Source organism: Paraclostridium sp., assembly GCF_051657365.1.
Lineage (GTDB): Bacteria > Bacillota > Clostridia > Peptostreptococcales > Peptostreptococcaceae > Paraclostridium.
In genome coordinates, this window is the sequence record NZ_JBOFKN010000123.1 from 1 (window position 1) to 14,297 (window position 14,297).

13 protein-coding genes are annotated in these 14,297 nt (G+C 28.2%); 10 read left to right on the top strand and 3 right to left on the bottom strand.

The features are described from left to right. Window positions 1-7: 7 nt before the first annotated feature. From ACRCYC_RS08650 to ACRCYC_RS08660, 3 genes are all read right to left on the bottom strand, one after another. Window positions 8-235 (bottom strand): DUF2922 domain-containing protein, encoded by a 228-nt coding sequence (locus ACRCYC_RS08650; RefSeq protein WP_438618709.1) that lies wholly within the window; start codon window positions 233-235, stop codon window positions 8-10. Between the two features lie 35 nt (window positions 236-270). Beyond that, complete coding sequence (locus ACRCYC_RS08655; RefSeq protein ID WP_438618710.1) at window positions 271-489, bottom strand: DUF1659 domain-containing protein; 219 nt, start codon at window positions 487-489, stop codon at window positions 271-273. Between the two features lie 116 nt (window positions 490-605). Then, on the bottom strand, window positions 606-1,265 hold the full coding sequence (locus tag ACRCYC_RS08660; RefSeq protein WP_438618711.1) for an N-acetylmuramoyl-L-alanine amidase family protein: 660 nt from the start codon (window positions 1,263-1,265) through the stop codon (window positions 606-608). Window positions 1,266-1,369: 104 nt separating this feature from the next. On the opposite strand from ACRCYC_RS08660, the gene ACRCYC_RS08665 reads away from it, so the two are divergent. The 10 genes from ACRCYC_RS08665 to ACRCYC_RS08710 form a co-directional block, all read left to right on the top strand. Further along, a complete protein-coding gene (locus tag ACRCYC_RS08665; protein WP_438618712.1) occupies window positions 1,370-1,552 on the top strand; it encodes a hypothetical protein in 183 nt (60 codons plus the stop codon). A 581-nt stretch (window positions 1,553-2,133) separates the two neighbouring features. Further along, window positions 2,134-3,609: an ATP-binding protein gene (locus tag ACRCYC_RS08670; RefSeq protein WP_438618713.1), complete on the top strand. Its 1,476-nt coding sequence runs from the start codon at window positions 2,134-2,136 to the stop codon at window positions 3,607-3,609. Then, a complete protein-coding gene (locus tag ACRCYC_RS08675) occupies window positions 3,602-6,340 on the top strand; it encodes a Z1 domain-containing protein (protein ID WP_438618714.1) in 2,739 nt (912 codons plus the stop codon). Before ACRCYC_RS08670 ends, ACRCYC_RS08675 begins: the two co-directional genes overlap by 8 nt. A 2-nt stretch (window positions 6,341-6,342) precedes the next feature. Then, entirely contained in the window at window positions 6,343-7,284 is a 942-nt protein-coding gene (locus ACRCYC_RS08680; RefSeq protein ID WP_438618715.1) for a PD-(D/E)XK motif protein, read from the top strand. Beyond that, the gene (locus ACRCYC_RS08685) at window positions 7,265-9,346 is read left to right on the top strand and encodes an AIPR family protein (protein WP_438618716.1); all 2,082 of its coding nucleotides are present in this window, start codon (window positions 7,265-7,267) and stop codon (window positions 9,344-9,346) included. Before ACRCYC_RS08680 ends, ACRCYC_RS08685 begins: the two co-directional genes overlap by 20 nt. A 143-nt stretch (window positions 9,347-9,489) precedes the next feature. Further along, complete coding sequence (locus ACRCYC_RS08690) at window positions 9,490-9,804, top strand: helix-turn-helix domain-containing protein (RefSeq protein WP_438618717.1); 315 nt, start codon at window positions 9,490-9,492, stop codon at window positions 9,802-9,804. Then, window positions 9,801-10,883, top strand: coding sequence for a DNA cytosine methyltransferase (locus ACRCYC_RS08695; protein WP_438618718.1), 1,083 nt, complete (start codon window positions 9,801-9,803; stop codon window positions 10,881-10,883). Before ACRCYC_RS08690 ends, ACRCYC_RS08695 begins: the two co-directional genes overlap by 4 nt. After that, window positions 10,870-11,925, top strand: coding sequence for a DNA cytosine methyltransferase (locus ACRCYC_RS08700; protein ID WP_438618719.1), 1,056 nt, complete (start codon window positions 10,870-10,872; stop codon window positions 11,923-11,925). Before ACRCYC_RS08695 ends, ACRCYC_RS08700 begins: the two co-directional genes overlap by 14 nt. 95 nt (window positions 11,926-12,020) lie before the next feature. After that, the gene (locus ACRCYC_RS08705) at window positions 12,021-12,734 is read left to right on the top strand and encodes a hypothetical protein (RefSeq protein ID WP_438618720.1); all 714 of its coding nucleotides are present in this window, start codon (window positions 12,021-12,023) and stop codon (window positions 12,732-12,734) included. A gap of 95 nt (window positions 12,735-12,829) precedes the next feature. Further along, the coding region (locus tag ACRCYC_RS08710; protein WP_438618721.1) for an McrB family protein at window positions 12,830-14,297 on the top strand (1,468 nt) is incomplete at its 3' end.

A 14,297-nucleotide genomic window follows, 5' to 3' on the forward strand; every position in this document is an offset into this window, starting at 1 on the left:
TGTACTACTACACAACTAAATCAAATTCAGTAGTATCTGTTACAACTATTTTAGCTTCAACAGCTTCCACTATATCAGCATCATTAGGAGCAAATATATTTTTCTCAACTATCATACTCATAACAGCCTTTATCTCAGCCTCAGTTACATTTTCCCTAGGATCATCAACCGATATAGAAACAAATCTTCCTAAAGAATTCTTAAAAGACATTACTAACTTCTTTGTAGTTTCCATAAAAACACCTCCTTTCACATAAATTTATTAGATAACTAATTCAAGATAGTATTATCTTGCTTATTTATCTCAAGTTCATCATTAACTTGTAACGATATAAGAGCTTTTGCAACATCTAGTGTATCTTGAGTAGATGCAGTAGGTTTTAAGTTAGAATAAGTTCTAGATTTTACAATAGTTTTACCATTATCGTTAAGTCCACAATCTAGCTTTATTTTTAAAGCAGATGGATTTTTAGTTTCACTAACAGCCATGTGTTTCACCTCCTTTTGTATTGTTAAGATAATTATAGAGGGAAGGGGTTTGAGTCTTCAAAGAAAGTATTTGAAAAAAACATTTGAAACAGGGGGTCGTGTTTCCCGAGGTGGGGTTATATTATATAGGTGTCTTTAAAACCTTTTGAAATAGCTTCATTTTTAACACTAATAGCGTTGTTTTTATTTTTAAAAGCACCTATACATACTTTATAAAATTTGGAATCATCTAATACAATGTCCTTGCCTATATATGAAAGTAGTGTGGAAGATATTGTATCAGCTACGTTTTTTATATAAGATTCATTAGCACATAAGCTTTCTACTTCTGGGTTTGATATAAAGTCTATTTCTATAAGTAGTGCTGGCATTTTACTGTTTTTAAGTACGGAGAATTTTTTAGATTCTTTTACACCACGATTGGATGTTTTAATATTAGTAGATAAATTAGAGCATAAGTTTTGAGCTAGGTTATATATTTTGCTTTTTGAGTCGTATACCCAGGTCTCTGTTCCTTTTGCAGTTTTGTTGGTAGATGAGTTCATGTGGATGCTGATAAAGTAGTCGCAGGATTCTTTGTTTGCTTTGTTGGTTCTGTGTTCTAAGGAGTAAAATGAGTCTGATTCACGAGTTGTTATTACTTTTTCTGAGTGTTTTTCAAGGTTTGTTTTGATTAGCATGCCTATTTTTAGTACTGTGTTGCTTTCTTTTGTGTTTTTAGATCCTAATGCCCCAGGATCTTTGCCTCCATGACCGAAGTCTAAATACCATTTCATATGTGTACCTCCTAGAATTTATTGTTTAGGAAATGTTAGCATATGATGGGGAATGTATGACAATGTAGTGTTTGAAAAATTTATTATAGATATGAACATTATATATGGTAATATTCAGGAAATCCAATTGCATTAATATATCAGAGGGGAGCATTTTTATCAAAGAAAGTTTATATATAAGTGGAGCTAGAGATATAGCTATTGAAAAAGTTGTAAGAAATAGAGGGGAAATTAATCCAACTTGGACGAATATAAAAACTATAGATATAGGAACTAACAATCTATAGTTTGCATGTCATATGGCACTTAACATACAGTCAATTAAAAATATAGCTATGTACCTGCTAATAGTAGCTATGGTTGAATATAAAATTAAATTTTATGATGGTGAAACAGTGGTATTTAGGTATAAAGATTAAGATAATAAATGTACTTGCGTATTAATGTTAGTACTTGAATTTATTGTGAAAATAATACAACAAATACCTGAAAAGGTTTTAAAATGGTAAGAAGGTATGGACTATAATTTATAAGGTGAAGTAAAATAAGTTAGTAAATAATAGTTTTAGAGGGTATGCCAATTTGGGATGCTCTAATTGTGATGTATAAATATGATACTAGTAAATAAGTGTGGAGTTAAGTATTAAAGGCACCCTTTAGTTTTTTTATTGTAATATATATTAGGAATATAAATACGTTAAATTTATTTGAAAAAATATATCATATAAACTAAAAAAATAGGGAATACACAGATTGTGCAAAAAAAGACAAGTTTCGACATATGAAAAATGTATAATTATAATATACCCACAAAATGATAAAAAAATACAGTATTATAGATGTTAAGAGTATAAAAGGAGAGTTTACTATGTTTAGTAAAGAAAGTATTCCGTTTGCTCCAGCATTAATAGAATCAATGAGATCTTTAGGATATTCATTTGAATCAGCTATAGCAGACTTAATAGATAATAGTATAAGTGCCAATTCAAAACATATACAGATATTTATGAATCCAGTTGAAGACCCATATTTAATAATATTTGATGATGGGCATGGAATGGATGAGTATGAAATTGAAGAAGCTATGAGATATGGAAGTAAGAACCCATTAGAAACGAGAAATGAGAATGACTTAGGTAGATTTGGGCTAGGGCTAAAATCAGCATCATTATCGCAATGTCGTAAATTAGTAGTAGTAAGTAAGAAAAATAAAAAAATATCCGCATACTCATGGGATTTAGATTATGTTATAGAAAATGGATCATGGAGTGTAATAGGATATAGTGAAAATGAAATACAAGAATTTCCTAAGATAGATTTACTGGATGTTGTAGATACAGGAACATATATACTTTTACAAAAGTTTGACAGAGTGGAAGTATCAACATCTAATCTAGAAAATACATTAAAAAAACATATGGATGTTACTATAGATCACTTATCATTAGTTTTTCATAGATATCTAGATGATGGCTTAAATATATATGTAAATAATGAAAAAATAGAACAAAGAGATCCATTTTTAACAACACACAAGAGAACTCAACTAAAGAGAACGCAAAGTTTTAATATAGATGAATCTACTGTATTTGTTAAACCATATATACTACCACATGCAAAATATTTAAAAACTAGTGATATAAAAAAAGTAGGAAGTAAAGAACAGTTTAAAAATGAGCAAGGATTTTATGTATATAGAAATAAAAGATTAATAATATGGGGAACTTGGTTTAGATTAGAGCGAAAAAATGAACTAAGTAAATTAGCTAGAGTTATGGTTGATATACCTAATTCATTAGACTATATGTGGAATATTGATATTAAAAAAAGTTCTGCAAGTCTTCCAGATAAGATAAAACAAAAACTATATAATGCAGCAGAAAATGCAGCTATATCAAGTGAAAATGTATATTCATATAGAGGTCGTAAAACTACTAGTAATACAGATATCAGCTATGTTTGGGAGAGAATAAAGTCTAGAGATGGATATGAGTATAAAATAAATAAAGATATACCTCATATAAAGATGTTAGAACAAACATTAAATGATGATCAATTAAAACTACTGGATAGATTAATTGAAAATTTAGAGAAAAATTTCCCTGTAAATAGTATCTACTTAGATGTTAGTAAAGGCGATGTGAATGAACTAAGCGATGATAGAAATACATCGGAATTATTAAAAGAAATAGAAACTCAACTAGATTATGCAAGAAGTGTAAGTTTAGACACCAAGTCTATTATAGATGTATTTATAAAAACAGAGCCTTACTGTAAAGATTTCAATCTAGTGAAAATATTAAATGAAATGAGAGATGAAGAGGGGGTTTTAGCAAATGCATAATAGTAAAGATTTGTTATATAATTTATTGATAACTACAATCGTAACTAATAATATAGACACAGAAGAAGCTATAGATTCTATAATCGAAAATTTAAAAACTATGATTAGAATGACCGGTCAAATTAGTGATGAAGAGGTAAATCAAGTTAGAAATAGGGTTATGTCAGAGAGATCTATAAAAATAGAGTTAGGTACATTACTACAAGGTGATTATAAATATGAAAAGTGGTTCTTAAATAAGAAATCAGAATTAGATATGAAATACTGGGAGAGATATAAAAAGTATTTAATACAACAACAAAATTTTGCACCTAATGTAGTAAATACTATGGATGACATGTTAGATACATTAACAGATCTTTTAGGTAATCCAAATATAGATGGAGATTTCCAACGAAGAGGACTTATTGTAGGAGATGTTCAATCAGGAAAGACATCTAATTACACGGGATTAATATGTAAAGCAGCAGATGCAGGATATAAAGCTATAGTATTACTTACAGGAACTATAGAAAAATTAAGAAAGCAAACTCAACTAAGAATAGATGAGGGATTTGTGGGTAGAGATAGTGCAGCTATGATAAAACATAATGATAAGAGCTTAATTGGAGTTGGTAATTTTGATCCAAGTATATATCCAATGGTACTAACATCTACGATAAATGATTTTAAAATACAAACTGCAAGAAGTTTAATATTTGATTTAAACACAATTAATCAACCCATAATATTTGTTATGAAAAAAAATGTAGCTAGTTTAAGGAATTTAAATAAATGGTTAAGAACGTTCAATCAAAATGATGAAGAAACTATAAATCAATCATTATTATTAGTAGATGATGAATCGGACAATGCATCTATAAATACTAATCCAGAAGATAGAAGTCCTACATCTATAAATAAAGAGATAAGGGATTTATTAAATTTATTTAGTAAATCTAGTTATGTAGGATTTACAGCTACACCTTTTGCTAATATATTTATAGATCCAGATAATGATGATTCTATGTTAAAAGAAGATTTATTCCCAAAAGATTATATATACTCTCTTAATGCCCCGTCTAATTATATAGGAGCAAGAGATATTTTCAGTTCAGAGGGAGAACATCAAAACATGTTAGTAAATATAGATGAAGAAGATATAAGTGAATGTCTTCCGTTAACTCATAAAAGTGATTACTACGTAGATTATATTCCTAAGGACTTAAAAGAGGCAGTATGTACATTTCTAATAGCTAATGTAGTTAGGGATTTAAGAGGAGATATAAATACACATAGATCTATGCTTATAAATGTAAGTAGATTTACAAGTATACAAGAGCAAATTAGTACATTAGTATTATCATATTTAAAAGAAATACAAGAATCGGTAAAGGTATATAGTAAATTAGATAGAAATGAGGCTCTTAAAGATAAATATATAGCATATTTATATGATTCATATAATAAACACTATGCAGATACAGAGTTTACTTGGGATGAAATACAAAATTCTCTTCATAAATCTATAGCACCAGTTACTACGGCTATTGTAAACCAAAGAAGTCAAAACAAACTAAACTATGAAGAACATAGCAGTGTAGGTTTAAGAGTTATAGCAATTGGAGGACTAAGTTTATCTAGAGGTCTTACACTTGAAGGATTAATAGTTAGTTATTTATATAGAAACTCTAAAATGTATGATACATTAATGCAAATGGGGCGTTGGTTTGGTTATAGAAAAAATTATGAAGATTTATGTAAGATATGGATGACAGAAGAAAGTATAGAGTGGTATTCACACATAAGTGAAGCTACAGATGAACTTAGATTAGAGATAAAAAAATATGAAAGCTCAGAACTTACACCAAAAGATTTTGGATTGAGAGTAAGATCTGATATAAATACACTATTAGTAACAGCTAGAAATAAAATGAGAACAGCTTCATCACAAGAAATTAGTGTGAGTTTAAGTGGAGAAGTTGTAGAAACCCCAAGTTTATACTCAGATATAAATAAAAATGTTATTAATAGAAACATTGTATATAAATTAATCGATGTAATAAAGAAAGAAGGAATAGTACCTGTTAAGCAAAATAAAAATAATATTTGCTATAAAAATGTACAAAAAAGTCATATAGTAGATTTACTTAATACTGTAGATATATCTGTATCAAATGTACTTTTTGATACTACTTCTATAGTTTCATTTTTAGAAAAATATAATGGACAAGAGCTAGAAAAATGGGATATAGCTTTTGCATCTGGAAACTCAGATAGAAAATTCAAAATAGATGAAGAAAATTCTATTCCATTAATAGAAAGATCATTCTCTTTAGAGAATGGAAATAAAATACTAAAAATGAGTGGATCGAAAAATAGAATAGGATCTAGTTCTAATGGGGAATTAGGATTAGAAAAAAATGAAATAAGTAAAGTTAAAAATATGTATGAGCTATATAGAGGAGAAAAAAAACCTAATATACCTCAAAAATATTACTTTAGATCTATAAATAGAAATCCATTACTTGTAATCTATATGGTTGACTTAAAAGACTGTAAAAAATCTAATTTAGATGTAGCCAATGAAATAAAAGAGAAATTTAGAGATCAAGATATTCCACTTGTAGGATTTAGTATAGGTATACCTGAACTTAGTAATCATGAAACTAAATATATTAGATATACTACCAATAGAATTCATCAAATACTAAATAATGATGATTTATATGATATAGGGGATGACGAATAGTTATGAATAATTTAAGTATTAAGTTTGAAGATGGAAAAGAAAATGGAACATATAAGCGAATCGATGAAAACCACAACTTAGATATATTTATAGGATATAACAACAATAAACCTACGATGATATTAATAGAATATGGGGAGATATTAAATATAGAATCTTCTAAATATATTGAAGTTAATGTACATAAAAGAGTAGATAGTAAAATAGTAATATCATTTAGTTTGTTAGATAAATCAATGTACCAATTATTTTTAAGGCTATGCAACGATATAATAGAAAGCTCAAGAGGTATGGATGAGAGTATATCTATTAAGTTTGTAATAAATAGATGGAATAGTTGGAGACGTATGTTTAAAAAATCTATTCAAGGATTACTAGGTGAAATGGAGATTAAAGGGTTATTAGGAGAATTAATATTTCTAAAAGAATATATGATACCTAATTATGGTGAGAAAAAGGCGATTGAATCATGGATGGGACCTAGCAAAGCACATAAAGATTTTGAAATAGATGAAACATGGTATGAGGTGAAATCATTAGCTTCTGGATCTTTAACTGTAAAAATAAGTTCAGTAGAGCAACTAGATTCTATATATGAAGGGAAATTAATACTGGTAGTACTTGATAAAAGTACTAATAGTATAGAAAACTATATAAGTATAAATAAATACGTTGATGAATTAGAAAATTATATAGATGACTTTGATTTAAGATTACAATTAAGATATAAACTAAATGAAATAGGTTATTATCCAGATACTATATATGACAATTATATATATAAACATATAAATACAAAGATGTATTTAGTAGAGGGAAGTTTTCCTAAGATAAATAAAAATAACTTACCAGAAGGTATTGTAAAAGTATCCTATGATATAGAGTTAAGTTTTATAGAAAATTATAGTATATGGGAGGGAAGAAATGAAATTACAACAGTTTAGGGAAATGGTAATTGAAGATATAAAAGTATCAGCTGAATCTGAAATGAATGATATTCAAAGTGAATTTATAAAATATTTCACAGACTGTTTAATAGAAGCAGAAGAATTTGATGATTTTGAAGAGTCATACTTTGAGATGGTTGGTGCTAGGAAAAAACAAATACAAATTGATGGATATAGTTTTGATAAGGTAGACAAAAGTTGTATATTATTAATAAGTGACTTTAGTTATTTAGATGAGATGACTACTATAACAAATATTCAAATAAATAAGTTACATTCTAAATTAAAAGCTTTCATAGAACATGCTATAAGTGGATATATATGCAAAAACTGTGAAGAAAGTAGTAATGGATATGGTGTAGCCGAACTAATTCAAAGTCAGATAAAAGATATTATGAAATTTAGGATATATATAATTTCAGATAGGGTTATAAGTAATAGTATAAAATCAATTAAAAAAGAGGATATAAATGGAATACCAGTAGAAGTAAATGTATGGGATATAGGTAGATTATATAATATAGCTCAGTCGAATATGACAAGAGAAAGTATAGAGATAGATTTTACACAAATAACAAAACAAGGATTACCTTGTATATTGGCTACTGACTGTAAAGTTGAAAATTATAAATCGTATCTTACTGTAATACCTGGAGATGTTTTAGCAAATTTATATATAGAGCATGGATCAAGATTATTAGAAGGAAATGTAAGATCATTCTTAAGCATAAGGGGAAAGGTTAATAAGCAAATAAGAGCAACTATACTTAATGAACCCGATATGTTTTTTGCATATAATAATGGAATAGCAGCTACAGCTATAGGTATTGAAAGTGAGTCTAATGGAAATGGATTATTTATAACTAAACTAAAAGATTTACAAATAATAAATGGTGGACAAACTACGGCATCAATAGCTAATGCTGTTTTACAAGATAAAAAAGATGTATCAAATATAATGGTTCCAATGAAATTATCAATAGTAAACAATGAAAAAGCAGAAGATATGATACCTATTATTTCAAGATGTGCAAATAGCCAGAATAAAGTAGATGAAGCAGATTTCTTCTCGAATCATCCATACCATATTAGAATTGAAGAACTTTCAAGAAAAATATATGCACCTGCTATAAATGGAAATCAATATCAAACAATATGGTTCTATGAAAGAGCTAGAGGACAACATACACAAGAGCAAATGAAGCTAAGTGTAGCTCAAAGAAAGAAATATTTATTAAAGAATCCAAAATCTCAAGTGATTAAGAAGGTTGAGTTGGCAAAGTATATAAACACATATAACTGTAAACCGCATACTGTAAGTAAGGGTGCTCAAACAGGGATGAGAGATTTTGCAGAACAAATAGACAAAGAGTGGAAATTAGGAAATGAGAAATTCAATGAATTTTATTTTAAAAAAATTATATCTTTAGCTATATTATTTAAACAAACAGAAAGATTAGTATCTAATCAAGATTGGTATAAAGAAATAAAATCATACAGAGCGAATATAGTAACATATAGTCTAGCTATAATATTTAACTATATTGAAACGAATTTAAAGGAATATACACTTGACTATAAACGAATATGGAATAATCAAGAAATATATAAAGAGTTAGAGGATCAACTAAAAATAACAACAAAGGAAGTCTATAATTTTATAACTAGAGATGATAGGCCAACATTAAACGTAACTGAATGGTGTAAAAAAGAAGCTTGTTGGACAAGAGCTAAAAAAGCTAATTGGACTATAAATGAAAAGTTTTTATTAACGCTAGTTACTAAGAATTTTGTAGATGAAGGTAAGCAACAGGCTAATAGAGAACAAAGATTAAATAATGAGCTAAATGCAGAGCTAGAGGTAATACAACTAGGTGCGGATTACTGGAAGAATATGCTGATTTGGGCAAAGGATAAGAAGATATTGCTACCTATGGAAATTGATATACTAGGTGTAGCATCTAGTTTTAATATGACTGGGAAAATGCCGACAGCAAAGCAATGTAAAAGGTTAATGATAATAAAAGAAAAATTAAAGTTAGAAGGTTTTAATTATTAAGAAAAAATATATTTAGAGTCCTTTATAGATAAGTACATCTGTAAAGGACTCTAAATATATAAACTAATTTAGAGCCTTTTTTTAAATGTACAAGTTTATAAATAACAGTTGATATAGTTTTGAAAATGATATATAATAACAAAATGCGATATATAATAACGAAAAATGATAATATGATAGCTGAAAATATATTACCTAAAGTTATTATACATGTAGTCATTTATGTAATTAGGTGGTGTATTATGATTAAGATTAAAGTATCGGAACTACTTGGAAAGAAAAAAATGACAAGGAAAGATCTAGCTATTGCTATAGGTGCAAGGCCAAACACAATAGGCGATTTATATAATGAAAAAATAAAGAAAGTAGATATAGTACTATTAAATAATATATGTAAAACCTTAGACTGCAGAGTTGAGGATATATTAGAATATGTTGAAGATGGTGAAGTCAAATGAAAAAATATACAGTTATAGATTTATTCTCTGGATGTGGAGGTATAAGTCAAGGGTTTAAAGAAACAGATAAGTTTGAGATAGTAGGTGGAATAGAGTTTGATGAGTTAGCTAGTAAAACTTTTAAACACAATTTCCCAAATTCAAAAGCTATTCATGGGGATATTACTAAAATTGATGTAAAAGAAACTAACTTTGAAGATGTGGATGTAATAGTAGGAGGACCACCATGTCAAGGATTTTCAGCTTTAAATAGATGGAATAAAGATTTAGAGGAAGATCCAAGAAATAAACTATTTTATGATTTTCTTAGATTTGTTTCAGAAATAAAGCCTAAAGCTGTTCTAATTGAAAATGTTCGACAAATACTTACATCAAAAGATGGGTATGCTAGAAAGAAAATATGTGAATTACTAGAAGATATGGGGTACAATGTGTGTTATTCTGTATTAGATTCATCTGACTATGGAGTTCCTCAAAATAGAAAAAGAGCTTTTTTTGTTGGAATAAGACACGATATAGGGTGCTTTAATTTTGATAATATGAGCAAGTTTTACCAACCTAAAGTAACTGTAGAAGAGGCACTTTCAGACATATATGATATAGAACAAGTTGCTAAAAATGATATAACTGGATATGGATATAAATTAGGATCTATAAAATCAGAATATCAGAGAATTATGAGAGATGGCGATGAGTTAAATAATCACTTTATATATTACCCTATTCAAAGTGTTCAAGATAAAATGAAATTTGTACCTGAAGGTGGTAATTGGAAAAATGTTCCACCAGAGATGTTTAAATCTCAAAGGAATAATAGACACTCTAATTACTTAAAGAGACTAGATTCTCAATCTCAATCTATAACGATAGATACAGGACACAATGTTTATTTTCATCCAAAGTTTGATAGAGTTCCAACAGTAAGAGAATCTGCAAGAATTCAGAGTTTCCCTGATGGCTTTACATTCTTAGGAAATAAAGGGCAACAATTAAGACAAGTAGGTAATGCAGTTCCGCCATTATTGGCAAAGGCTTTAGCATCTGGAATTTTGGAGGTACTAGACAATGAAGAAATATAAATTATTAGACTTATTCTGTGGAGCTGGAGGGTTAAGTTTAGGATTTGAAGAACAAGGATTTGAAAGTGAATTAGCAATAGATTTTTGTAGTAAAGCAATAGAAACATATAATTATAATAGAGAAAAAAAAGTAGGAACTACAAAGGATATAAAAGAAATTGATGAAGCTTATTTAAGCAGTAAAATAAGCTGTGAGATAGATGGGATTATAGGTGGGCCACCATGTCAGGGGTTTAGCACCGCAGGAAGAAGAATAATTGATGATGAAAGAAATGAGTTATATAGAGATTATTTTAAAATACTAAATATAATAAAGCCAAAATTCTTTTTAATGGAAAATGTATCAGGTATATTAACTATGGCAGGTGGACTGATAAAAGAAGATATTATAAGAAGAGGAGAAGAAGCAGGTTATAAGGTATCGTACGATACTCTACTAGCTTCAGATTATGGTATTCCACAAAATAGAAGAAGGGTATTTTTTGTAGGTATAAGAGAAGATTTATTCCATGGAGAATTTAAATTCCCAGAGCCTACTGGAGAATATGTTACAGTTGAAGATGCTATATCTGACTTACCTTCATTGGATAATAATGAAGATAATACAAAGTATAATAAAGAGCCTATGACTAAGTTTCAGAGGATGATGAGAGGTGATTGTGATGTACTAAACAATCATGACCAAACAGCTCATACAGAAGAAACTAAGAAGCTAATATCAATGGTACCGGAAGGTGGAAGTATTAAAGATTTACCAGATGAATTAAGAGGTGGAAGAAAATACAATGGTCTTTTAAGGCGTATGGATAGAAATAAAGCTTCTCATACGATAGATACTGGGCATAGAACATATTTCCATTATGAAGAGAAAAGAATACATTCAGTAAGAGAAGGTGCCAGATTACAGACATTTAAAGATAGTTATATATTTAAAGGAGCAAAGGTAAATCAGTATAAACAAGTAGGTAATGCTGTGCCACCTTTATTTGGAGAAATACTAGCTAAAAGAATAAAAGAATATTTAGATTGTTGCAATAAATAAAAAATATATATTAAAATATAGAGGTAGCTTTTAATAGGCTACCTTTTAATATTATAAAAAGAAATTAACTGTACATGAAGGAGTATTAATACAATATGAACTATTTGAATATTAATAAGTTTTATGAAAAAAACAAAACAATATTATTAAAAATAGATGGATTAAGACCATCAAAGAGTGTTCCAAGAGATATTATAAAAAGTATATCTAAATTTAAAGATTTCTATATATACACTAAGAATACAAAAATAACTAGACGTATGGTAAAAGAAGATATTTGTCAAACTGGAGATACAGACGTTGTAACAACTAATATTAGAGCGATGACAGAGCTAAGGTTTTTAAAAGAAACAATGCCAGAGACATATGTTTTAACAAATAGGTTCTTAGAACTTATAAATTCACATAAATCAATAAGTTCATTTTTAATGGAAGAGTTAAGTGAAATAAGTAAATTAGATGATTTCAATATGATTTACAATGGAATGATATGCGTATTAAGAGAAGGCGATATGAATGGAAAAATATTAAGTTTTCCAGATAGTAAGAGTAAATTTTATAAAGTTGTTGAATCTGAGGATGAAAGAGTAAATTATTGTAAGATGGTTAATGAAATCTATGGATTCCATGGTAGAAATAAAGATCCAGAGGAAGCAAATTATACTCCAAATGCAAACTATAGATTTATTACTACGCTAAGAGCAATGGGACTTGTAGAAAAGAAAGCTAACAATAGTAAGATAGATGAATATAGGATAACTAAAAAGGGAGTAAATATATTAGATAGTATCGATAAGCGAATAAAATAGTTAATAATGTATAAAAATTATATAATGCTATATTTAAATATAGGCTTATATGATAGTATATTCGTTAGAAAAGATAAATTATAAGGGGAATATTTATGAATTATGTAAAGCAAATATTTAAGAATATTGAAAAATTATATTCTGATAACAGAGCAGAATTAATAGAAGAAGATGGGTTACGTTTATCGAAAAGTACACCAAGAGATATCATAAGTAATATATTAAAGTTTAAGACAATATATGAAGAGAGACAACTCGAAGAGATAAGTAAAACTACGATAGCGAGTGATATTTTTGAAAAAGATGAAAGTAATGATGTTGTAAGAACAAATATTAGGACAATGACAGAATTAAAACTGATACAAGTAAAAAATGATAATACATATATATTTACTGATGAATTTAAAGAATTAGAGAACTCAGTTGAGTCTATACGTTCATATTTAATTGAAGGTATAAAAATGGTAAGTAGTTTAGAAGATATGAATATGATTTATAATGCGATACTATGCATATTAAGAGAAGGATATTTAAATGGAAAGATATTAGGTTTCCCAGATAGTAAAGAGAAGTTTTTTAAAGCTGCGACTTCAGAAGAACGAAGAGTTGAGTACTGTACGATGGTATATGATATTTATGGATTTAGAGGTAGAGGTAGAGATCCTAAGAATCCAGACTATACACCAAATTCAAACTATAGATTTATTGGATTTATGGAGAATAAAGTTGAGCTTATACAAAAAGTTCAAACTGATAGTGACATTAAGGAATATGTTATTACTGAAAAAGGAATTGATATATTAAAGCAAATAGAATTTAACTTAGGAAATAAACACGATAGCGACAGAATACAATCTAGTGAAATGAATACTCAAAAAGTAAAAGAAATAAAGTACCCACATAATAGAATATTATTTGGAGCACCAGGGACTGGTAAAAGTCATACTCTTAAAGAAAATTCAAAAGAATCTTTCAAAGAAGGAAATGTTGAAAGAGTTACATTCCATCCTAATTATTCTTACTCTCAGTTTGTAGGAACATACAAGCCTAAGCCTGTTAAAGTAGGTGGAACTGATATAACATATGAATATGTACCAGGACCATTTTTAAGACAATTAGTAGAAGCTATGAAAAGTATAAATAAAAGTAAGAATGAAGGAACTGTGGGAGAAAATTATTTACTTATAATAGAGGAAATCAATCGTGCTAATGTAGCAAGTGTATTTGGAGATATATTCCAATTACTAGATAGAGATGGTGGCGAGAGTGAATATTCTATCACAACTAGTGAAGATATGAGAGCGTACTTAGCTGATAAACTATGTGGAAATAAAGAAGAATATAAAAGTATAAAATTACCAAGCAATTTATATATATGGGCAACTATGAATAGTGCAGATCAAGGTGTGTTTCCAATGGATACCGCATTCAAAAGAAGATGGTCTTTTGAATATATAGATATAGATGCAGGTCAAGAAAAGATAGAAGAGATAGTAGTTGGATTAGGTAAAAACAAAGAAAAAGTTAAGTGGAATGAATTAAGAAATAAAATAAATGATAAAT

What these genes read in the sequence shown, in the direction of transcription:
- ACRCYC_RS08650 (WP_438618709.1), bottom strand. Translation starts at nt 235, where the DNA reads ATGGAAACTACAAAGAAGTTAGTAATGTCTTTTAAGAATTCTTTAGGA.
- ACRCYC_RS08655 (WP_438618710.1), bottom strand. Translation starts at nt 489, where the DNA reads ATGGCTGTTAGTGAAACTAAAAATCCATCTGCTTTAAAAATAAAGCTA.
- ACRCYC_RS08660 (WP_438618711.1), bottom strand. Translation starts at nt 1,265, where the DNA reads ATGAAATGGTATTTAGACTTCGGTCATGGAGGCAAAGATCCTGGGGCA.
- ACRCYC_RS08665 (WP_438618712.1), top strand. Translation starts at nt 1,370, where the DNA reads ATGGTAATATTCAGGAAATCCAATTGCATTAATATATCAGAGGGGAGC.
- ACRCYC_RS08670 (WP_438618713.1), top strand. Translation starts at nt 2,134, where the DNA reads ATGTTTAGTAAAGAAAGTATTCCGTTTGCTCCAGCATTAATAGAATCA.
- ACRCYC_RS08675 (WP_438618714.1), top strand. Translation starts at nt 3,602, where the DNA reads ATGCATAATAGTAAAGATTTGTTATATAATTTATTGATAACTACAATC.
- ACRCYC_RS08680 (WP_438618715.1), top strand. Translation starts at nt 6,343, where the DNA reads ATGAATAATTTAAGTATTAAGTTTGAAGATGGAAAAGAAAATGGAACA.
- ACRCYC_RS08685 (WP_438618716.1), top strand. Translation starts at nt 7,265, where the DNA reads ATGAAATTACAACAGTTTAGGGAAATGGTAATTGAAGATATAAAAGTA.
- ACRCYC_RS08690 (WP_438618717.1), top strand. Translation starts at nt 9,490, where the DNA reads ATGCGATATATAATAACGAAAAATGATAATATGATAGCTGAAAATATA.
- ACRCYC_RS08695 (WP_438618718.1), top strand. Translation starts at nt 9,801, where the DNA reads ATGAAAAAATATACAGTTATAGATTTATTCTCTGGATGTGGAGGTATA.
- ACRCYC_RS08700 (WP_438618719.1), top strand. Translation starts at nt 10,870, where the DNA reads ATGAAGAAATATAAATTATTAGACTTATTCTGTGGAGCTGGAGGGTTA.
- ACRCYC_RS08705 (WP_438618720.1), top strand. Translation starts at nt 12,021, where the DNA reads ATGAACTATTTGAATATTAATAAGTTTTATGAAAAAAACAAAACAATA.